Genomic DNA, 21,662 nt, shown 5'->3' on the forward strand with positions numbered 1-21,662 from the left:
GCGGTGCGCCGTGACGACACCTGATTCAGGCTCACGACAGCGAACCGCGAGGAGGCTCCCCATCCGCGCCAGCAGCCGGGTCAAGCGTCCGATCGTCCTCGGCGGCGCTGCCGTCGTCGTGCTCGTGGTGGGGCTCGCCGCGTGGAGCGGGTGGCAGGCGTACGCGGTCGCCCGGAGCCTCGACGACGCCGTCGACCACGCCACGACGCTGCGGGCCGCGCTCGCGGCGCCCGATGCGCGGGGCGACGAGGACCTCGACGCCTCCGCCGTGGCGGCCGTCGAGCTGGAGGCCCTCCGCTCGGCCAGCGACGACGCCGCCGCGCGCACCTCTGGCGCCACCTGGTCGCTGCTGACGCACCTGCCGTGGATCGGTGACGACGCGCACGGCGTACGGACCACCAGCCGGGTGCTGGACGACATCGCCCGCGACGGGCTGGAGCCGCTGGTCGAGGTGTCGGACCGGGTCAAGGAGATGCTGCCCCACCGTGGTGGCGTCGACCTGGCCGCTGTCGACGACCTCGCGGAGCCGGTCGCCGCGGCGCAGGCCGTCTTCGCCGACGCCGACGCCACCCTCCGCGCCGAGGACGACTCGGACTTCACCGATCGCCTGGCCGACCGGTTCGCCGAGTTCCGCGGCCAGGTCGCGGAGGCGGACCGGGCGATGACGGCGACGAGCACCGCGATGAGCCTGCTGCCGGGCATGCTCGGCGCCGACGGCCCGCGCACCACGCTGCTGGTCTTCCAGAACAACGCCGAGATCCGCGCCACCGGTGGCCTGCCGGGGGCGGTGATGTCGCTGCACGCCGAGGACGGTGCGCTGTCGATCGGGCGCCAGGTCGCCGGCAGCAGCCTGGGGCGGACGTCGGAGCCGGTGCTGCCGCTGACCCCGGCCGAGCGGGACCAGTACGGCGACATCCTCGGCACCTACTTCGTCGACGCGAACATGACGCCCGACGTGCCGCGGGCCGCGGACCTGATGCGGGCCCGCTGGGAGGCGGCCTTTCCCGACGAGCGGCTCGACGCGGTGCTCCTGATCGACACGGTGACGTTGGGCTACGTGCTGCAGGAGAACGGCCCGGTCACCGTCGACGGGGTCACCCTGACCGGTGACAACGTCGTCGACGAGCTGCTGCACGGCACCTACCTGCGGCTGCCCGACCCGGCCGACCAGGACGACTTCTTCGCCGACGTCGCGGCCAAGGCGTTCGCGCACTTCGTCGACGGGGCCGGCGACGGACCCGGCACGGTCCGGGCGCTGGCCCGGGCGGTGGCCGAGCGCCGCGCCTTCGTCCACTCCTTCCACGACGAGGAGCAGGCCGCGCTGGCCGGCTCGCCGGTCGCCGGCGAGCTGGTCGCCGACCCGGACGTGGCCGCGCCCCAGGTCACGGTGACGATGAACGACACCACGGGCGCGAAGATGTCGTACTTCCTGCGGTACGACGTCGACGTCCGCGCGACCTACTGCACCGACGGTGTGCAGGGCTTCAGCGCGAAGGCGCGGCTGTGGTCGGCGGCGCCGGCCGACGCGGCGGACCTGCCCGCCTACGTGACCGGGGCCAACGGCCGCGGCTACGTCGATGCCGGCTCGCAGCTGGTCACGGTCCGGGTGATGGGCCCGGCCGGCGGGCGGATCAAGGGCATGACGGTGGCGTCGAAGCCGACGGAGGCGCGCCGTACCCACCAGGCCGGCCGACCGGTGGCCGAGCTCTACGTCCTGCTGGAACCGGGGCAGAAGGTCGACCTGGCCTGGACGATGCGCGGCGGCCCCGGCCAGGACGGCGACGCCGCGTTGTGGGTCACCCCGTCGGTCGAGCAGGGGAGCGACGCGGGCACCGTGGCGGCCGTCTGCCGCTGACGCCCACCCGCGTCGATCAACGGGCGGCCGAGGTGGCTCGAGGCGTACCCCACACGCGCGCGCCTCAACCGCCGACCGGGACTATGTCCCGCCTTGGGTAACGGCCGTGCAACGAAGCCGCTACGTCTGCACCGTGCCGTACGATCTCTCTGAAATTAACCCCAACTTTGATGACGCGCCGGTGATACTCATTCCCGTTAGCCCGGCTCCACGAGCCGGGCGTGCTCGTGCTCGCAACGAACTAAGGGGACCCCCCGGATGAAGAAGTTGATCGTCGGCCTGCTCGCCGCCGCGATGATGACCCTCGGCCTGGTCGGCACCACGACCGGCACCGCCCACGCCTACTGCGGCTACCCGGCGGCGTGCCTGGACTCGAAGATTGCGGCCAAGGCGCCCAAGAAGGTGAAGGCGGGCAAGGCGTTCAAGATCAAGGCGAACGTGAAGATCAGGTACAGCACCACCAAGCCGCAGGGCAAGGTCGTCGTGAACTGCAAGCCCGGCGGCATCCAGAAGACGATCGAGCTGGGCCGCTTCGGCAACGGCAACACCACGATCAAGCTGGCGAAGCCCGGCAAGTACAAGTGCGTCGCCACCTTCCGCGGTGTCGTCAACCAGCGCAACAGCTCGGACGACTTCACGGTCATTGTGAAGTCCAACAAGCGCTGAATCTCTCCGCGACGCGGATGAGCCCTGGGCGTCTCGCCGACGCCCGATAGAAGTGCCGCAGGGGGCCCCGAGGCAGTGCCCGGGGCCCTCTGCAGCGTCCTGAGTCGTGGGACCGGCCTCCGGTCGCCCGCGGCTCGCCTCGGGATAGAGATGAAGTGGTTGTACCCATGCTGAGCCCCCGGCCGATCCGCCTGGCCGCCGTCGGCGCCGCCGTGGTCGCGCTCCTGCTCGCCGCCTGGTGCGCCTGGCAGGCGTGGCAGGTGCAGCGCGACCTGAACGACGCCGTCGCCGGCGCCCGCGCTCTCCAGTCGTCGCTCGACGCCGGGCAGACCGCGCGAACCGCCGCCGCCCTCGACGCAGTGCAGACGGCCAGCGGTCGCGCCGCCGAGCGGACCGCCGGTCCCACCTGGTCGCTGCTGACGCACGTGCCCTGGTTCGGTGACGACGCCTCGGGCGTCCGGGTCACCAGCCGGGTCCTCGACGACCTGGCCCGCGACGGGATCGCGCCGCTGGTCGCCGTGGTCGACGACCTCGACCGGCTGCTGCCCGATGGCGGCGCGGTCGACGTCGATGCGGTCCGCGCCCTGCAGGAGCCGGTCGCCTCGGCCCGGGCTGCCCTGGCCGCGGCCCACGAGGACCTGCAGGCGCAGGACGCGTCGGGCTACGTCGCCCGCCTCCGCGACCAGTTCACCGACTTCCGCGACGAGGTCGCCCGCGCCGACCGCGCCGTGCGCGCCGCGGATACCGCGGCCGCTCTGCTGCCGGCGATGCTCGGCGGAGACGGCGACCGCAACTACCTGCTGGTCTTCCAGAACAACGCCGAGATCCGCGCCACCGGGGGACTGCCCGGTGCGGTCTCGGAGGTGCGCGCCGCCGACGGCACCCTCGGGATCACCCGCCACGTCACAGGCGCGTCCTTCGGCCGGACCGACCAGCCAGTGCTCGCCGAGACGAAGACCGAGCGGCAGTTGTACCAAGGCGTGCTGGGGCGCTACTTCCTCGACGCCAACATGACGCCCGACTTCCCCCGTGCGGCCGACCTGATGCGCGCCCGTTGGGCGCAGGAGTTCCCCGACGACGAGCTCGCCGGGGTACTGATGGTCGACGCGGTGACGCTCGCCTATGTGCTCGATGCCACCGGGCCGATCACGGTCGACGGGGTCACCCTGACCGGCGACAACGCGGTGGACGAGCTGCTCAGCGGCACCTACCAGCGGCTCGAGGACCCGCGGCAGCAGGACGCCTTCTTCGCCGAGGTCGCGGCGGCGGCGTTCGAGCGCTTCGCCACCGGCACAATGAACCCGACCGGCGTGCTCCGCGCCCTGTCGCGGGCCGCCGACGAGCGTCGGGTCTACCTGCACTCCTTCGACGTCGACGAGCAGGCGCTACTGGCGGGGTCCGCCGTGGCCGGCGAGCTCGTCACCGACCCGGGGGTGACCGCGCCCCAGGTCGACGTCACCCTCAACGACTCCACCGGCGCGAAGATGTCGTACTACCTGCGCTACGACGTCGACGTGGACGCGACGTACTGCGCCGAGGGCGTGCAGGCGTTCGCCGCGAAGGCCCACCTGGAGTCCGTGGCCCCGCGCGACGCCGCGGACCTGCCCGCCTACATCACCGGTGGCGGCGTCTACGGCACCGAGCCGGGTCGCCAGCTGGTCACCGTGCGGATCTACGCGCCGGTCGACGGCGCGATCAGCGAGTTCGAGCTCAACGGCAAGAGGTTCGAGCCGTTGTACACCGACGAGAACGGCCGCCCCATCGCGATGGCCTACATCGAGCTCAAGCCCGGCCAGCGGGTGGACCTCGGCTGGCGGATGAAGGGCGGACCCGGCCAGGTCGACGACGCCGACCTCACGGTCACGCCGACCATCGAAGAGCAGGACAACGCCGTGACCGTCGAGAGCGCGTGCCGATGACCACCGCCGACTCGGGAGAGAAGTGACATGGAGCTTCGTGACTACCTGCTGATCGCGCGCCGCCGTTGGCTCAGCATCCTCGCGATCACCCTCGTTGTGGTGGCCGCCGCAGCCGGCGTGACCGCCGTACAGGCCCCGCTGTACGCGTCCGACGCGCGGATCTTCGTCTCGACCGCGCAGTCTGCGGACGGCGCGCTGCTGCAGGGCGGGCAGTTCGCCGCGCAGCGGGCCATGTCGTACGCCGACCTGGTCAGCAGCCAGGAGCTGGCGCAGCGCGTCGCTGCGGATCTGGGCCTGGACACCGACCCCGCGGCCCTCGCCAACCAGGTCGGGGCCAAGGTCGTACTGGACACCGTGAACCTGGCGCTGACCGCGACCGACACCGACCCGGCGGAGGCGCAGCGGATCGCGCAGGCCTACGCCGAGCACCTCGCCGACCTGGTCCGCGAGCTGGAGACCCCGCCCGGCGCGACCGACGCGCCGATCAAGGCCACGATCGTCGATGCTGCGTCGTACTCGGACGCTCCGGTATCGCCGAGCTGGCCGCGCAACCTCGGCCTCGGCCTGGTGGTCGGGCTGCTGCTCGGCGTCGGACTGGCGGTGCTGCGGCACGTGCTGGACACCCGGGTGCGGACGGTCGAGGACCTCCAGGCCGCGGTGGCGGCGCCCGTGCTCGGTGCTATCCCGTTCGACAACACGGCCGAGAAGGCGCCGCTGGTCACCGACCTGCCCTCGCACGCCCCGCGTGGCGAGGCCTACCGGGTGCTGCGCACCAACCTGCGGTTCGTCGACGTCGACGCCGAGGACAAGGTGTACGTCGTCTCCTCGGCCATCCCGGGCGAGGGCAAGACCTCGACCGCCGTCAACCTCGCGCTCAGCCTGGCGCAGGGCGGATCCCGGACGCTGCTGATCGAGTGCGACCTGCGTCGCCCCCGCGCCGCGAAGCGCCTGGGCATGGACGACGCGATCGGCGTGACGAGTGTGCTGATCGGCAAGGTCGGGTTCGAGGAGGCGCTCCAGCAGGGCGCCAACGGGCTGGGCCTGCTGGCCGCGGGCCCGACCCCGCCGAACCCGGCCGAGCTCATCCAGTCCCAGGCGATGGCGGAGCTGCTGGACCAGGCGCGGGCGGCCTTCGATGTGGTGATCGTCGACGCCCCGCCCCTCCTGCCGGTCACCGACGCCGCGCTGCTGGCAGCGAAGGCCGACGGCGCGATCCTGGTGGTCAGCCACGGCATGGTGACCCGCGACCAGGTCGCGGGCGCGGTGGAGCGGCTGGCCCAGGTCGACGCGGCGCCGGTCGGCGTCGTGTTCAACAAGGTGCCGACCAAGGGCCGCGGCTATGGCTATGGCTATGGCTACGCCCCCGACGAGCCCCCCGAACCGCCGGTTGAGGGCGACCCGCTGGTTGAGCGCGACCCGCTGGTTGAGGTGCGAGGCGCGCTAGCGCCGAGCATCGAAACCAAGGCACCAACTGATCCGCCGGTTGAGGTGCGAGGGGTGCTAGCGCCGAGCCTCGAAACCACCGACCCGTCCGGACGGGAAGCCCTGGGCAACGCCCCGGCCTCGGCCTGACGGCCCCAACGGTCACGGGCAGGTCAACTCTCGAAGGATCGCGACGGACCGCCGCGCGGACGATGCGACGGTGGAGCCCTGCTTTCCGGTGGGGCTGCCTGGCAACGGCGGGGTGAGGCATGCGCGGCGCCGTCGATCTGGCGGCGCCCCCACCGCGCGCAGAACGACGCCGCGGCGTCCGTCGAGAGTGCGTGCCGATGACGGCTGACGCTGGAAGTGGAGTAGGTATGGAGTTACGGGACTATCTGCAGATCCTGAGGAAGCGCTGGCTCAGCATCCTCCTGGTGACGCTGCTGGTCGCGGGCGCTGCGGCCGGCGTCACCGCGCTACAGACGCCGATCTACTCCTCGACCGCGCGGCTCTTCGTCTCGACCGCGGAGACGGACGATTCGGCGCTCTTCCAGGGCGGTCAGTACTCCGCCCAGCGCGTGAAGTCGTACGCCGACCTGGTAACCAGCCGTGAGTTGGCCAACCGCGTGATCGACGACCTGGGTCTCGACGTCGAGGCGGCCGACCTCAGTCAGGAGGTGTCGTCGGCGGTCGTGCTGGATACCGTCAATCTCACTCTCACCGTCACCAACACCGACCCGAGTGACGCTCAACGGATCGCCCAGTCGTACGCCGAGCAGCTGACGGACCTCGTACGAGAGCTCGAGACGCCACTGGGGGAGAGGGTCCCTCCGATCAAGGCGACGATCGTCGATGCCGCCTCGTTCAGCGGTCTCCCGGTCTCGCCGAGCTGGCCCCGCAACATCGGCCTCGGCGTGGTGGTCGGCTTCCTGCTCGGCGTCGGCATCGCGGTGCTCCGCGAGACTCTCGACACCCGGGTGCGCACAGCGAGCGACGTGACCGACGTGATCGATGCCCCGATCCTCGGTTCGATCGGTTTCGACCCCGACGCAGACAAGGCCCCCCTCCTGACCGACATCGGCACCCACTCGGCGAGGTCGGAGGCGTTCCGGGTGCTGCGCACCAACCTGCAGTTCGTCGACGTCGACGGGGCGAACAAGGTCTTCGTCGTCACGTCGTCCGTGCCGGAGGAGGGGAAGACGACCACAGCCGTCAACCTTGCAATGAGCATCGCTCAGGGCGGCGCCAAGGTGTTGTTGATCGAGTGTGACTTGCGCCGGCCGCGGGCGATCGTGCGGCTAGGGCTCGACGACGCTGTAGGCGTGACCAGTCTCCTGATCGGTCACGCCCTGCCGAACGACCCGGTTCAACTGCATGGCCCTAGCGGCCTGCACGTGCTCGCAGCGGGGCCGATCCCACCAAACCCTGCGGAACTGCTTCAGTCCAAGTCGATGGCGGATCTGATCGCGCTGGCACGGGAGAGTTACGACGTCGTTCTGATGGATGCTCCGCCACTCCTGCCGGTCACCGACGCGGCTCTGCTAGCGGCCAAGGCGGATGGCGCCCTCTTGGTTGTCGGCCATGGAAGGTTAACTCGCGATCAGCTCTCTCACTCGGTGGAGCGTCTTGCTCAGGTCGAGGGTCAGCTTGTTGGGGTCGTGCTCAACAAGATGCCTGCAAGGTCGAAGGCGTACGGATACGGATACGGATACGCGCCGGACTCAGTTGACGGAAAGCGCGACAGGCCGTGAAGATCCTTCACGTAACTGAGACGTACGCGACCGGCGTTGCGCGGGCTCTCTCCGGAATTGTGACGGCAGCTCCTGAGCACGAGCACTTCCTCTTGTACGACGGCTGGGAGCGCCCAGCGATGGATGCGACCTTTGCCGGCGTCATGACCTTGCCGGCGGGCGGCCTGCGGCGAGTGAAAGCAGTTCGGCGTGCACTCGAGTCGACCGGTGCTGAGGTCGTTCACCTGCATTCCAGCTGGGCCGGTGTGTATGGGCGGGTGCGAAGACTGGACGCGCGAGTCCTGTACCAACCGCATTGCTTCGTTTTCGAAGATCTGGGCCGCCCTTACTTGCATCGAAAGTTCTATCGACTGGCTGAGCGCGTGCTTGGCCGCAACACAGACGTGATGGTGGCCGTCAGCGAGCGTGAGCGGGCTCTGGGGCAGGCAGTCGCGCCGCTAGCCACAACGGTGCTGGTTCCCAACCGCTCGGACCTTGCGCTGGTCGGCTCGCGACCGATCTCCGCGGCGCCTAGGCGGGCGGTTGTCATGTGCGGTGAGATCCGTTCCCAGAAGGACCCAACGTTCTTCGCCGCGGTCGCCCGGAGAGTACGGGCGGAGGGAGTGAACGCAGAGCTTGTGTGGGTCGGCGATGGTGATCCTGGCCAGAGGAAGGCACTCGAGAGTTCGGGGGTAAGGGTCACGGGCTGGCTCGACGCTGATGGGTTGACCGAAGAGCTCGACGGCGCTGCGATCTATCTTCACACCGCGCGTTATGAGGGTTTCCCACTGAGTGTGCTCGACGCCGCAGCTCGCCAGGTGCCACTGGTCGTCCGCACCGCTGCGGCTTATGACGGGCTAGGCCTTGATAGCTTCGATACCGTTCCGGAGGCAGCGATGATGGTGCGAGAATATCTCGCGGGTTGTTCCACCGCTGCCCTTCGGAATCTTGAGCGTATTCGGACGCAATTTGACCCGGAGCTCGTTGCGCCTGCGGTCGCGAGGCTATACCGAGGTGAGAATGCCTAACCGGAGTGCGCGCGAGATGGCTGCGCAGAATCAGACGATGACCGGTGCTGGTTACGTTGTTGCCGCGGAGATTGCGGCTTGCGTCGTGGGCGTAGCGGCTGTCGCGATGCAGGGCAATCTTCCGGGGAACTTTGGTGACGACGACCTGAAGATCCAGCAGATTGCACAGGGGACCCTCGTGGTCAGCGACAAAGCTTTCGAAGCTGTCGCGTCCGTCTATAGTGCGGTGGGGCTGGCGGACCACGCCTTCCTTGCCGGATTGTTTTCCTTCGGATTGTTCTTCCTCGTTCAGCTCGCCATTATCCGTCCGCGCGAGCTCGCAAGAGCGCATGGATTCGTTCTTGCGCTTGTGGTCGGTTCAGTGGTGATTGGTGGGGTCTTCCTCGGCCAGTACACCAAGGAGATCGTGACGCTGTCGGTGGTCCTGGTGATCGGTCTGAGCCGGCGTCGAAGTATCAACGTCGAGATGGCGATACTGGCCGCCATGCTGACGATCAGCATCGGTGTCCGCCGGTACTGGTTGTTGGTGCTGGTGGTCTACCTCGCGTTCAGGTATCTCCATCGGCGAAGGGTGGCGCTTCGATGGCATCTCGTCCTGCCAATGGCCGTCTGGTCTGTGTTAGCCGTCGTGTTCCTGGTTAGGTTGGGCGGGCCGCTTGATATGTACCGGGCGCGGGCGAATTCCAGGGAGCACAGGCTTGGCACGAACACGATTATCGACCCACTCTTCGGTGGGGACGGTCCGTTCGTGGGATTTCTTAATACCGTTGGTGCCGCCGTCGAGTTGGTGCTGCCGTGGTCACTGCTCACTGTCGGTGCGGTCTACGCGGTGGTTGGCGCCCTGATCGCGCTTCTCTGGATGCAGTTCTTCTCCTGTTATCGGCGCTTCGTTCGGATGGGGACGCCGGACGTTGTTCAGGAGCGGATCTACTCTCTAGTGCCTGCCCTGCTGACGATCCAGGCATTGTTCGAACCGGATTACGGATCGTACGTGCGACACTTGACTCCGCTGCTGCCATTGATGGCGCTCGCGATGTTGAGGGTCGCTCTGATCGGAGAAGAGAGGGACGATCGATGAGCGATCTTCCATCGATATTGATCGCGGGCGCTGGACGCGCCGGTACCACGGCGCTCGCCTCAGCGATGGCGCACCATCCCGATCTTCGGCTATCCACGCCGAAGGAACCGCACTACCTCGCTTTGCACGGTCAGTCGGCCTCGTTTAGTGGCCCTGGTGACGCAGCGACGATCAACCGGGAGGCTATTACTCATGAGTCTGGCTACCGAGCGCTGTTTTCTGACCTTGGGGCGGAAGAGTTGGGCGTGGATGCATCTGTTTCGACGCTCTATCATTTTGAGCGGTCAATTCCTGAGATCCGGCGCCTCCTTGATGACCCCCGGATCATCGTCATCCTTCGGGAACCGGTCGCCCGAGCGCGATCGGCGTACGACTACATGCGGAGCCGAGGATTCGAGACGTCCGCGAGCCTAACCGACGCCGTCGCACAGGAGGACCACCGCGTCGCGGCTGGTTGGCACCATCTGTGGCACTACACTCGAATGAGCAGGTATGCGGATGCTCTGGCAGCGTTTGCACGGGAATTTGGTCGCGATCGGATGCTCGTCCTGTTTCACGACGACCTCGAGGTGCGCTACGAGGTAACGATAGCTAGAGCCCTCAACTTCGCGGGCGTTTCGGACCTGCCGCGCGATGTGCTGGTCAATACTCGGGTGAATTCTTCCGGTGTTCCCCGCAATTGGGCGGTGGCGGCTGTCCTCCGCGGCGTCGTCGGTACGCCGCGATTCCGCTCGCTGGCGAAGTCGGTGACCACGCTCGAGACGAGAGAACGATTGCGGCGATTGGCGCTGAGAAGGCCGGACGCTTCCGCTAACCAACCGGAGGACGAAGCGCTGTCGCGCCTTTTCGTGGACGACCTGGCGGCGTTGCGGGAGTTCTTGGTGGATGACGCAGAGGTTCCGAGGTGGCTGGCGTGAGCGGGGCAGCGCGGGTCGTCCTCTTCTGGCTTGAGCCGGTTCCGCCCGGCACTGCGGCGCGGACACACTTCGACGGCTCTAGAGCCCGACTGCGCGCGGAGGGCGAGCAGGTTGGGGCGGAGGTGTACGCGGACACCCCGTCGCCGCGCTCGAAGTTCGCGCGCGCGGCGCGAGTGCTCAGGCTGTTCGCAGCGGTCATCCGTGTGTCTCGGCCTGGCGACGTCGTCGTCTGTCGGTTCCACGTGCTCGTGGGGTTGGTGACCTGGTTGCTCCGCTTGCGCGGCCGGAAGATTGTTCTGCTTGTTCAGGGCAACGGCGAAGCCGCGTTCGAGTCGAACCGATGGCTCAGGAGAATCCCTGGAACTCGGGCGGTGCTCCGCCTCGGACTGCGTCAGGCAGACGCGGCGTTCGTCATCAACGAGCCTCTGAGGGAACTGGTGCGTTCAGCTGGTCTGCCCGACGACAAGATCCATGCGATCTCTCAAGGTGTCGCCGCAGTCTTCTTCGAAGCCCGCGCTGCTCAAGGCGCCGGCGAAGATTCTGACCGGTATGCAGTGTTCTTCGGGAACCTCGCTCCCTGGCAGGGACTTGAGACGGTTCTGCGCGCCACCGAGCTCCCGTCCTGGCCTCAAGGGCTGCGCCTCGTGGTCGTTGGCGATGGTGCCCAGGCGTCGATGCTAGCCACGCGTAGCGATTCCCTTGTCGACTGGCGCGGTGCTCTGCCGCCCGAGCAGCTTGCGCCCATTGTCGCTGGCGCCATGATGACCTTCTGCCCGAAGAGGGCGACGGCCTCGATGGCTGAGGTGACGGCACCGTTCAAGATCCTAGAGAGCGTCGCAGCTGGTGTGCCGGTGATCGCCACCGACATACCGGCGCAACGCCGGATGCTTTCTGCGGGTGGTTATGGGGTGGTTGTTCCCATCGATGACCCTGACGCGCTGGCGAAGGCTGCGCGACGCCTCGTCCAAGACGATGACCTGCGCTACCAGCTCCGCGATGCTTGCGACCGGATTGCTCCCAGTTTGGCCTGGGAAGTGACCGGCGCTGGCTTGGTTGCGGTGGTGCGAGGCCTAAGGGAGTTGGCGTCGTGACCGGCGACCGGATTGAGCGGATCGCCGTACTTATCGCGACGTACGGTCGCCCGGAGTTGCTCATGCGTCTGCTTGACTCGCTTGCCGTCCAGCGCACCGCGCGTTCGCTGCGCGTCGTTGTTGTCGATAATGATCCAGATTCTTCAGCGAGGGCTGCCGTCGCGAGTCATCCGCTTGACGTCGAATATCACCACGAACCCGATCCAGGAATCGTCTCGGCGCGGAACCGAGGGCTGGCCAGCCTTCAGGCGGCCGACGACGCGATGATGTTCATCGACGACGACGAGTGGGCGCCCCCCGACTGGGTCGAAACACTTGCCCGCGCATGCGAGGAATGGGGCTGCGCAGTTACGACGGGGCCCGTGGAGCAAGCGTTCCCGGTTGGCACCCCGGACTGGCTGCAGGTGGGAGATCTCCACAGTCGCGCCGATCGGCGTACTGGTTCACCAGTCCATCGGGTCGCCACCAACAATACGCTCGTCCTAGTTAGTGCGTGGATCGATGCGGGACGGCCCGAGTTCGATCAGCGCTTTCGCTACACCGGGGGCAGTGACACGGACTTCTTCGGGCGGATGATCGACCTCGGTGCCGATTGCCGCTGGGTGAGCGCGGCCGTGGTGCGCGAGTCGGTGCCGGTTGAGCGCACCACCACGAGCTGGGTGCTCCGCCGCGCGATCCGGTTGGGAAACGTCCGCGCGCGACGGAGTCGGAACCGGATCACCATGGTCCTGGGCGGTCTCACGCGCCTCTCAGTCGGTGGCCTTGCAACGCTGGGCGACCTCGTCTTGCGACGGCACCCGACTGTTCGGTGGCTGCGGATGTTCGGGCGAGGCGTGGGTATGCTCGGATCGGCTATCGGTCTGGAATACGCCGAATATCGACGCACCTCGACCGGTGCGATCAGTCCGGTCCTCGACGACTCCAAGTCACTTCCTGGCCCGATGTGAACTGCCCCGGTGCTGTGCCTCACCTATTCGAGTTGCTCTCGGTTGAGGGCCGCGGCATGGGTGGTCTCGGACTCTGGTGTGTCTGGTTTCTCAGGTGATTCGCGGGGCCGGTAGCGGAACTCGATGTCCGTGAGGTCCCATGTCGTAGGCCCCGTGGTGGAGGGCCGCGACTGGTATTCACCCGATCTTGTGGATGCTATTGAGAACCCGCCCGACAGTGTACGGGAGCGGCGGCGCGCATGGTTTCGGATGGGCCTGCGGCATCTGCGGTGACGTAGCGAACACTTCTTGAGAAAGCGCCAAGGGTGGTGCTCGTGGCGTCTAGCATGTCGTAGTGACTAACCACGGTGGACAGAGTAAGTTCATCCCGTCGCTGGACGGTTTGCGCGCTATTTCGGTACTGATCGTATTCTGGGGACACGCCGAGCGCGTGCCCCACGTTCTCCAAGCCAGCGTCGGCGTCACGATCTTCTTCTTTATCAGCGGCTATCTAATCACTACCTTGCTCCGGATGGAGTACGAGCGTCATGGCAGGATTTCGATCAAGAACTTCTACCTGCGCCGGGTGTTTCGTATTTTCCCGCCATTGTATGCGTCGATCGTTCTCGGCCTGATTCTGACCGCTTCCGGATTGGTCGCCGCGACGATGAACTGGGGTGGCCTCGTGTCAGCCATCTTGCAGGTCACGAATTGGCGCCTCATCGTTGAGGGCGACAACGCGGGTGTACCGACCGCCATGCGTGTTCTCTGGTCCCTCGCGGTCGAGGAGCACTTCTACCTCGTGTTCCCATTGCTCTACGTGGGCCTAATCAAGTGGCTGCCCAACAACCGAAGTCGCGGCACCGCGCTGATTGCGATCTGCCTCGCCGTGCTCGCCTGGCGGTGCGTGCTGATGTACGGCTACGGTGCCCCCTACTTCGACCGGATTTACATGGGCACCGACACTCGAGCCGATTCGATCCTGTGGGGCTGTGTCATGGCCTTGGTTGCGAACCCGTTCCTGGATCGCAGTCGGATCCCGGATCGCGTGTGGGCATGGGTCGGGCTTCCGGTGGGACTCGTCGTTCTCTATTCGGTGCACGCTGCAGGGGGCAACCGGCCCTCCTTCGCCCTCACCATCCAAGCTGCTGCGATCTGGTTGATCGTCGCTGCCGTGATCCGAAACCCGGAGTGGGGTCCGATCCGCGTCCTGAACTGGCGCCCGGTCGCCTTCATTGGCGTTCTGTCTTACTCGCTCTATCTGGTGCACCGTTGGTTCATTCAGTGGACCGACGAGCGCATAGTGAACCCCTGGATCGGGTTCGCCGTCGCCGCAGTTGTCTCGATAGGAGTCGCGTGGCTATTCCACGTAGGGCTTGAGAAGCCGTTTACCAGGCTTAGAAAGCGGTTCTCGGAGGTCAGGCCCGTGGTGGCGGATGCCGATGATCCAGTGCTGGCGCGGACACGCGTCCTGACGTGAAGCCTGCGCGGATAGGAGACGTGCTTCCTTGCCCTTCAGTCTGGCCTCCACTCGGAGCGTTGGTCCCTCAGGTAGGCACGATCACTCCAGCACGAGGCCAGCAGGTTGGATCAGGACTTGGCACCGAGCGCGGAGCGGCATCAATGCCGCGCTGTCCCCGGTCGGGCCGACCCGGCACATCGAGCCGATCGTGGCGTGGATGTTGAGAGCATCGACGGACGTTCGATCCAAAGATCGGTGATGTCGTGCTGCCCCGTGGTTCGTTGGCGCTGAACTGGTGCCGGCCCCGGCGGCGTGGTCAGGTCGCCGATGATCGGGTCTCGTCGACCAGGTGCCAGTGCCGAACGCAGGACCGTCACGGTCGGTGTCGGGCAACGCTCTGCCTCGGTAGACTGCGGTCAATTCGGCGTCCGCGACCGGCCTAGGCAGCCATCGGCCAGAAGGGCTGGAGGGCAATCCTGAAGCCCGCCCGCCGCGGCTCCGGGGATCCCGTTGAGGGCCAGTTCGCGGACCAGTTGTGTATGTCAGTTTGTCGGCACGGCGCCCTAGCGAGGTAGGGAGCGGTCCGGCTCGGGATCTCACTCGGTTTCTCGACAGCCAGATGCGGTTGTCGCCTCCCGTGATGGGACGCGGACGCACATCAGGTGTTATCAGATCATGCGGTAGGCCGTTATCGGTTTCGTGCGCCTGTCCTGGGAAGTCGGTCCGTATGGAGGGTCCACTGTCGGGTGCCCCTATTGTTCGGGCGTACTTACGTCCGCCTGGGGCGATCGTCAGCGCGTAGTTCTGGCTGACACGCTCTGCCACGGCTTTCGCTGCCAGGGGAAATGCGGTTGGCGATGAAGCTCCCTCGAGCGTCCGCGATACATGGGCAGGCTTGCTCCCGAAGTTTGGTGGTTAACCCAGAAGCCGTGCTATTCGTTCTGAGGTCCTGAATTCTGGTCGTTAAGGGCTACCTCTGGGCCTGATCAGATCGACCCTTCGGTGTGAACGTGGCCGCGGCGGGTGCGCTCCGGGCAATTGTGGTTTCCTGCTTGAGGCGCGCAACAACCAATCGGGCCGGTGCCGCAATAGCCAGTGACATCTGCACTCCGGCAACGCGAGTGTCACGCCCAATGAAACAGGCTAGGTAAGAGGCGAGAATGTACGACGTCACTGTGGCAATCGCAGAACCTCGTATCCCGAGAGTGGGTATGAGCAATAGGTTGAGTCCGATATTCGCCCCTGCTCCGGCGCTGTGCCGGATGAGCGCCGACCACAGTGCCCCCTCCGCGATGATCCATTTGGCGTACACCGCGCCCATAAATACGAATGGGCAGGCGAGCAGGTGGATCCAGAGCACGCCGATCGAGGGGGAGTAATCGGGTCCGAGCAGTCCGATCACGATGCTCCCGCTCGCACCAGCTGCCGCAGCGATCGCGACTCCGTACCAGAATGCCTGGTCGTACGACTTCTGGAGCATCGCTACATACCGAGGGTCGTCTGCGCCGACCTCGCGCCGTAGCTTGACGAGTAGCGGCAGGGTTGCGTTCATGAACACGACCGGAAGGAAGTAGGCGACCTCACTAATGCGGGCCGCCACGGAGTATGCGCCGACCGCTGCAGAACCGAGCAGTGCCTGGATCAGAATGATGTCGCCGCGAAGATTCACCTGATTCGCGACGCCGGACAGAAATAGTGGGAAAGATTCGCGGACCAGTGGAGCGCACTCGGCGGCGCGCGGCCGCGACAACCCGGGTGACTGTCGGTCGCGGAGATATCGCACGGCGATCCAGGTGCTTGCGATGACCGACTCGAGAACATAGAGAGCCAGGAACACCCAGATCGACGACCAGAAGACCAGTGCGAGAAGTCTGACGGCAAGGAGTGCCACAGTCACGGTGATCCGGATTCGGGCGACCACCGGTGATCGCATCTCCGCTTGGAACCAGAGTTCGGGCGCGTCGGCCGCTCTCGCCAGTAGGGCGGTGCCAGCGACGAGGGTCGCTGCGATTGTCTGCGAGGATCCGCTAGTGACGCTCACAGCGGCGATGGCTGCATATCCAGCGAGGCCGAAAGCCTCGCGGATGAGCATCAGTGAGCTCACAAGTCGAGCGCTCGACTCTGGGTGGATGACCAGAGCCTTGACGGCTATCCCCCACAGGCCGGCGCCCATGATGGTGATCCCAAGGGACGCAAGCGTGATGGCGTACGAGTAGGCGCCGAACTCCTCGACCGGTAGGACCAGCACAAGAATGAGCGTGGTCAAGGAGTTCGACGCAATGGCGAGGCCGCGGTGTGCGGCGCTCCACGTCCCGTTCCTACGAACGAGCCTTACGTCTGCGGGGGGAGCGCTTGATGACGGAAGAGCCCCCGCCATTGTCAGCCGTTGATCATGCCTGCGCCGACGGTCACGCCGGTCGCCTCGTCGATCAGGATGAACGACCCAGTGGTCCGGTTCTTCGAGTACGGGTCGCACAGCAGCGGGACGGTGGTGCGCAGCTGGACGCGGCCGATCTCGTTGAGGCCGAGCTCCTTGGTGTCCTGGTCGCGGTGCAGGGTGTTGACGTCCATGCGGTACTGGATGTCCTTCACCAGGGCGCGGCCGGTGCGGGTGGTGTGCTTGATGGCCAGCTTCTGCCGCGGCTTGAGCGGGGTCGTGGTCATCCAGCAGACCATCGCGTCGATGTCCTGGCTGGGGGACGGGGCGTTCTTGACCCGGGCGATCATGTCGCCGCGGGAGACGTCCACGTCGTCCTCGAGGCGGATCGTCACCGACATCGGCGGGAACGCCTCGTCGATCTCCTGGTCGAACAGGTCGATGCCCTGGATCTTGCTGGTCATGCCCGAGGGCAGAACGACGACCTCGTCGCCCGGCTTCAGCACGCCGCCGGCCACCTGGCCGGCGTAGCCGCGGTAGTCGTGGTGCTCGTCCGACTTCGGGCGCACGACGTACTGCACCGGGAAGCGGACGTCGACCAGGTCGCGGTCGGAGGCGACATGGACGTGCTCGAGATGGTGCATCAGGGTCGGGCCGGAGTACCACGGCATCGACTCGGAGCGGTCCACCACGTTGTCGCCCTTGAGCGCGGAGATCGGGATCACCGCGAGGTCGGGGATGTTCAGCTTGGTGGCGAACTGGGTGAACTCGGCGTGGATCTTCTCGTAGACCTCCTCCGAGTAGTCCACGAGGTCCATCTTGTTCACGCACAGCACCAGGTGCGGCACCCGCAGCAGCGACAGCAGCACCGCGTGGCGGCGCGACTGCTCGGTCAGGCCGTGGCGGGCGTCGACCAGCACCAGGCCGAGGTCGGCGGTCGAGGCGCCGGTGACCATGTTCCGGGTGTACTGCACGTGGCCCGGGGTGTCGGCGATGATGAACTTGCGGTTCGGGGTCGCGAAGTAGCGGTAGGCGACATCGATGGTGATGCCCTGCTCCCGCTCCGAGCGCAGGCCGTCGGTGAGCAGGCTCAGGTCGACGTAGTCGTGGCCCTTGGCCGACGACGTGGCCTCCACGGCCTCGAGCTGGTCGGCGAAGATCGACTTGCTGTCGTACAGCAGGCGGCCGATCAGCGTGGACTTGCCGTCGTCGACGGAGCCGGCGGTGGCGAAGCGAAGGAGGTCCATCGGCTTCTTCTCGCCCGTCATCTCAGCGGTGGGGGTGCTCATCAGAAGTAGCCTTCCTTCTTGCGGTCCTCCATGGCGGCCTCGGAGAACCGGTCGTCACCGCGGGTCGCGCCGCGCTCGGTGAGCCGGGCGGCCGCGACCTCCTCGATGATCTCGGGGATGGTCGACGCGGTGGACTCCACGCAGCCGGTGAGGGTGATGTCGCCGCAGGTGCGGAAACGGACGGTGCGCTCCTCCACGACCTCGCCCTCGCGGGTCGGGTTGAGCGGGGTCTCGCTCATCAGCATGCCGTCGCGCTCGAAGACGCGGCGCTGGTGGCTGAAGTAGATGTTGGGGATCTCGATGCCCTCGCGGCCGATGTAGTCCCAGATGTCCAGCTCGGTCCAGTTGGAGATCGGGAAGATCCGCATGTGCTCGCCCTCGTGCAGGCGGCCGTTGTAGAGGCTCCACAGCTCGGGGCGCTGGTTCTTCGGGTCCCACTGGCCGAACTCGTCGCGGTGGGAGTAGACGCGCTCCTTGGCGCGGGCCTTCTCCTCGTCGCGGCGACCGCCACCGAAGGCGGCGGTGAAGCCGTTCTCCTCGATCGCGTTGAGCAGCGTGCCGATCTGGAGGCGGTTGCGGCTGGTCTTGCCGTCGTCGACCACGACGCCGTTGGCGATCGCCTCGTCGATGCTGGCCACGACGAGCTTCACGCCCAGGCGGTTGACCCAGTTGTCCCGGGTCGCGAGGACCTCGGGGAAGTCCAGACCGGTGTCGACCTGCAGCACCGGGAAGGGGATCTTCGCGGGGAAGAAGGCCTTCTCGGCGAGGCGCAGCATCACGATGGAGTCCTTGCCGCCCGAGAACATCAGGACGGGCTTCTCGAACTCGGCGGCGACCTCACGGAAGATGTGGATCGACTCCGCCTCCAGCTGGTCCAGCTGGCTCATTCGATAGTCGGCATGCGTTTGCGTCATGGGTGGACAGGCGTCCTCTCGGATCGGTACAAGCAGCGGCCATCGTAGCCGCCCGTCGCTCGCGCTGAGTAAACCGCACCCGTGCTGGACGCCCGGGCGGCCCGGGGCGATGGCCCCGTGATCTACACCAGATCGGTCAACTTGCCGGCGTGGGCGTTCTCGGGCTGGTAGGCCTGCGCCACCTCACCGGTCCCGACCACCCGCAGCTCGCCGTCGCTGTCGTCGGCGTACGCCACGTCGCCGCGCTCCATCCACAGCGACTGGCCGTGCTGGTTGACCAGCGCCACATCTCCGGCGGTGCAGACCAGGATCCGGCGTCCGGTGGCCGGCAGCACGGCGCCGGCCGGCTCCGCCTGGGAGATCTGGGTGACCGAGAGCGCGAAGTCGCCGAGGCCCGGCCGGTAGACGTCGGTGGAGAAGCCATGGAGCTCCGGGGTCACCCGCGCGACCCGGGACATTCCCTCCTGGAGGCACTGCACCATGTCGGCGGGCGCGATGTGCTTGCTGGTCAGGCCCGCACGCATCACGTTGTCGGAGGAGACCATCACCTCCAGGCACATGCCGGAGAGGTGGGCGTGGATGATCCCCGCGTCGAGGTACGCCGCCTCGCCGGCCTGGAGCGTCAGCCGGTTGAGCAGCAGCGAGATCACCACGCCGACGTCGCCGGGGTGGTGCTTGTCGACCTCCACGGCGGTCAGGTAGGCGCGCTTCACGTCCAGTCCGCGCTCCAGCGCCGAGGCGCACGCGGCCACCACCTCCGCGACCTGCTGCTCGCTCGGCGGCTCCATCAGCCGCCGCTCGACCAGCTGCACGATGCCCTTGAAGCCGGGCTTGCTGCGCAGCTCGGCGGCCATCCGCCGGGTCAGCGGCGTATCCAGACCGGCCAGCACCCGCAGGATCTCCGCGGTCGGGCGGAACCCGACCAGCGTGTCGAACTGGGAGAGCGCGTAGACCATCTCCGGCTTCGGGTTCCGGTCTTTGAAGACCCGCTCCCGCGAGTCCAGGGGGATACCGGCGGCGTCCTCCTCGGCGTACCCGGCCTCGGCGCGGGCCGCGTTGGGGTGAACCTGGATCGACAGCGGCCGCTCCGCGGCGAGGATCTTCAGCATGAAGCCGAGCTCGCCGGCGACCTCGGTCAGCGGCCGGTTGCCCTCCTCCAGCCGCACGCTGGCCGTGCCGAGCGGGTGGGTGCCCATCCACACCTCGGCGACCGGGCTCCCGTCGCCCTCGTGGCGGCGGAACCGGGGGATGCCGTCCGTCGAGCCCCAGTCGTAACCCTGGGTCGGACAGTCGAGGGCGTACACGTCTCCTCCTGGGGCGGGAATGTGGTCGTTGCCACGAAACGCTACACGTGACTGCCGGTGGCGAGGGCGTTCGTGTGGGAGCGATCCCGACGCGACGTCTGGCGGTGTGAAGGCGTTCACTCTCCGGACGTCGGAAGAATGCCGTGTCGATCCCGTGGGACTCATACGATCCGCACATGCAGATCTCAGTTTTCGGTTGCGGGTATCTCGGAGCGGTGCACGCGGCTTGCATGGCCCACCTCGGACACGAGGTGGTGGGAATCGACGTGTTGCCCGAGCAGGTGGCGCTCCTCGGCCAGGGGCGGGCCCCCTTCCACGAGCCGGGACTGCCCGAGCTGCTGGAGTCGTCGCTGGCGACCGGCCGGCTCTCGTTCAGCATCGACGCGGCGTCCGCCGCGTCGGCCACGGTCCACTTCATCTGCGTGGGCACGCCGCAGAAGAAGAACGAGTACGCCGCCGATCTGCGTTACGTGCGGGCGGCCGTGACCGGCCTGCTGCCCTTCTTGAAGCCGGGCGACGTGGTCGTCGGCAAGTCGACCGTGCCGGTGGGTACTGCTGAGGAGCTCGCCGAGCTGGTCCACGAGGCGCAGCCCGAGGCCGAGCTGATCTGGAACCCCGAGTTCCTGCGCGAGGGCTTCGCCGTCGAGGACACCCTGCGCCCCGACCGGTTCGTGTACGGGGTCGCCGACACCGACCAGGGTCGGGCCGCGGCCGCGGTGCTCGACGAGGTCTACGCTCGCGCACTGGGGGACGGCACCCCGAAGATCGAGACCGACCTGGCCACCGCCCAGCTGGTCAAGGTCGCCGCCAACTCGTTCCTGGCCACCAAGATCTCCTTCATCAACGCGATGGCCGAGCTGTGCGAGGCCACCGGCGCTGACGTGACGCAGCTGGCCGACGCGATCGGCCACGACGCCCGGATCGGTCGCCGCTTCCTCAACGCCGGCCTCGGCTTCGGCGGCGGCTGCCTGCCCAAGGACATCCGCGCGTTCATGGCCCGGGCCGGGGAGCTCGGCGTGGACCAAGCGCTCTCGTTCCTGCGCGAGGTCGACTCGATCAACATGCGCCGCCGGGTGCGGATGGTCGACCTGGCCCGCGAGGTGTGCGGTGGCTCCATCGTCGGCCGCAAGATCGCGGTGCTCGGCGCGGCGTTCAAGCCCGACTCCGACGACGTCCGGGACTCCCCGGCGCTGTCGGTCGCGGCGCAGATGCAGCTGCAGGGCGCCTACGTCACCGTCAGCGACCCCCAGGCCATCGACAACGCGGCCAAGAAGTGGCCGGACCTCGTGTTCGCGGCCTCTGTCGAGGACGCGGTGGCCGACGCCGAGGTGGTCCTGGTGGCCACCGAGTGGCCCGAGTACGTCGGGCTCGACCCGACCGCGCTGCGGTCGAAGGTCCGTGAGCCGAACGTGTTGGACGGTCGCAACTGCCTCGACCCGGTCGCGTGGCGCGCTGCCGGGTGGACCTACCGGGCGCTTGGGCGGCGGTAGGCGCCGTCGCGGGTAGTGGTGGTTTCGAGGCTCGGCGCTGGGGCGCCTCGCGCCTCAACCACCGGGCGCTCCAGCACCTGTCATCCGGGGACTTGCCGCGGATGGGGTAACGGCGTACGGCTCACACGTGTCGGCTGAGTAAAGGCAGGTCAGGACCACGCCCCAATAGCGGGGAGATGCCCGCGGCGACCCTG

At 67.3% G+C, this 21,662-nt stretch carries 16 protein-coding genes; 12 read left to right on the forward strand and 4 right to left on the reverse strand.

The window, feature by feature from the left end:
- Positions 1 to 118 precede the first annotated feature (118 nt).
- From E8D34_RS05495 to E8D34_RS05545, 11 genes are all read left to right on the forward strand, one after another.
- A complete protein-coding gene (locus tag E8D34_RS05495) occupies positions 119 to 1,855 on the forward strand; it encodes a DUF4012 domain-containing protein (RefSeq protein ID WP_136593587.1) in 1,737 nt (578 codons plus the stop codon).
- Between the two features lie 258 nt (positions 1,856 to 2,113).
- Positions 2,114 to 2,521: a hypothetical protein gene (locus E8D34_RS05500; protein WP_136593588.1), complete on the forward strand. Its 408-nt coding sequence runs from the start codon at positions 2,114 to 2,116 to the stop codon at positions 2,519 to 2,521.
- 167 nt (positions 2,522 to 2,688) lie between these two features.
- Positions 2,689 to 4,440 carry a DUF4012 domain-containing protein gene (locus E8D34_RS05505; protein ID WP_136593589.1) on the forward strand — a complete coding sequence of 584 codons (1,752 nt, stop codon included), beginning with the start codon at positions 2,689 to 2,691 and terminating at the stop codon, positions 4,438 to 4,440.
- 27 nt (positions 4,441 to 4,467) lie between these two features.
- Complete coding sequence (locus tag E8D34_RS05510; RefSeq protein WP_136593590.1) at positions 4,468 to 6,012, forward strand: polysaccharide biosynthesis tyrosine autokinase; 1,545 nt, start codon at positions 4,468 to 4,470, stop codon at positions 6,010 to 6,012.
- Between the two features lie 227 nt (positions 6,013 to 6,239).
- Positions 6,240 to 7,613, forward strand: coding sequence for a polysaccharide biosynthesis tyrosine autokinase (locus E8D34_RS05515; protein ID WP_168929338.1), 1,374 nt, complete (start codon positions 6,240 to 6,242; stop codon positions 7,611 to 7,613).
- On the forward strand, positions 7,610 to 8,620 hold the full coding sequence (locus E8D34_RS05520; RefSeq protein WP_136593592.1) for a glycosyltransferase: 1,011 nt from the start codon (positions 7,610 to 7,612) through the stop codon (positions 8,618 to 8,620). The genes E8D34_RS05515 and E8D34_RS05520 overlap by 4 nt, the downstream gene beginning before the upstream one ends.
- A gap of 37 nt (positions 8,621 to 8,657) precedes the next feature.
- A complete protein-coding gene (locus tag E8D34_RS05525; RefSeq protein ID WP_136593593.1) occupies positions 8,658 to 9,698 on the forward strand; it encodes a hypothetical protein in 1,041 nt (346 codons plus the stop codon).
- Positions 9,695 to 10,615: a sulfotransferase gene (locus E8D34_RS05530; RefSeq protein WP_136593594.1), complete on the forward strand. Its 921-nt coding sequence runs from the start codon at positions 9,695 to 9,697 to the stop codon at positions 10,613 to 10,615. The genes E8D34_RS05525 and E8D34_RS05530 overlap by 4 nt, the downstream gene beginning before the upstream one ends.
- Entirely contained in the window at positions 10,612 to 11,706 is a 1,095-nt protein-coding gene (locus E8D34_RS05535) for a glycosyltransferase (protein WP_168929339.1), read from the forward strand. Before E8D34_RS05530 ends, E8D34_RS05535 begins: the two co-directional genes overlap by 4 nt.
- Positions 11,703 to 12,653 (forward strand): glycosyltransferase family 2 protein, encoded by a 951-nt coding sequence (locus E8D34_RS05540; protein WP_136593596.1) that lies wholly within the window; start codon positions 11,703 to 11,705, stop codon positions 12,651 to 12,653. The genes E8D34_RS05535 and E8D34_RS05540 overlap by 4 nt, the downstream gene beginning before the upstream one ends.
- Positions 12,654 to 12,987: 334 nt before the next feature.
- Entirely contained in the window at positions 12,988 to 14,112 is a 1,125-nt protein-coding gene (locus tag E8D34_RS05545; protein WP_136593597.1) for an acyltransferase, read from the forward strand.
- Positions 14,113 to 15,064: 952 nt separating this feature from the next.
- Here the strand turns inward: E8D34_RS05545 and E8D34_RS05550 are convergent.
- From E8D34_RS05550 to manA, 4 genes are all read right to left on the reverse strand, one after another.
- A complete protein-coding gene (locus E8D34_RS05550) occupies positions 15,065 to 16,360 on the reverse strand; it encodes a flippase (protein WP_168929340.1) in 1,296 nt (431 codons plus the stop codon).
- A 113-nt stretch (positions 16,361 to 16,473) separates the two neighbouring features.
- On the reverse strand, positions 16,474 to 17,760 hold the full coding sequence (locus E8D34_RS05555) for a GTP-binding protein (protein ID WP_240771122.1): 1,287 nt from the start codon (positions 17,758 to 17,760) through the stop codon (positions 16,474 to 16,476).
- A complete protein-coding gene (gene cysD, locus E8D34_RS05560) occupies positions 17,760 to 18,674 on the reverse strand; it encodes a sulfate adenylyltransferase subunit CysD (RefSeq protein ID WP_136593599.1) in 915 nt (304 codons plus the stop codon). The genes E8D34_RS05555 and cysD overlap by 1 nt, the downstream gene beginning before the upstream one ends.
- Before the next feature lie 122 nt (positions 18,675 to 18,796).
- The gene (gene manA / locus E8D34_RS05565; RefSeq protein ID WP_168929341.1) at positions 18,797 to 19,978 is read right to left on the reverse strand and encodes a mannose-6-phosphate isomerase, class I; all 1,182 of its coding nucleotides are present in this window, start codon (positions 19,976 to 19,978) and stop codon (positions 18,797 to 18,799) included.
- Positions 19,979 to 20,154: 176 nt separating this feature from the next.
- Between manA and E8D34_RS05570 the strand changes: the two genes are divergently transcribed.
- On the forward strand, positions 20,155 to 21,468 hold the full coding sequence (locus E8D34_RS05570) for a UDP-glucose/GDP-mannose dehydrogenase family protein (protein ID WP_136593601.1): 1,314 nt from the start codon (positions 20,155 to 20,157) through the stop codon (positions 21,466 to 21,468).
- Positions 21,469 to 21,662: the final 194 nt, after the last annotated feature.

Source organism: Nocardioides sp. GY 10113, from assembly GCF_004919105.1.
Lineage (GTDB): Bacteria > Actinomycetota > Actinomycetes > Propionibacteriales > Nocardioidaceae > Nocardioides.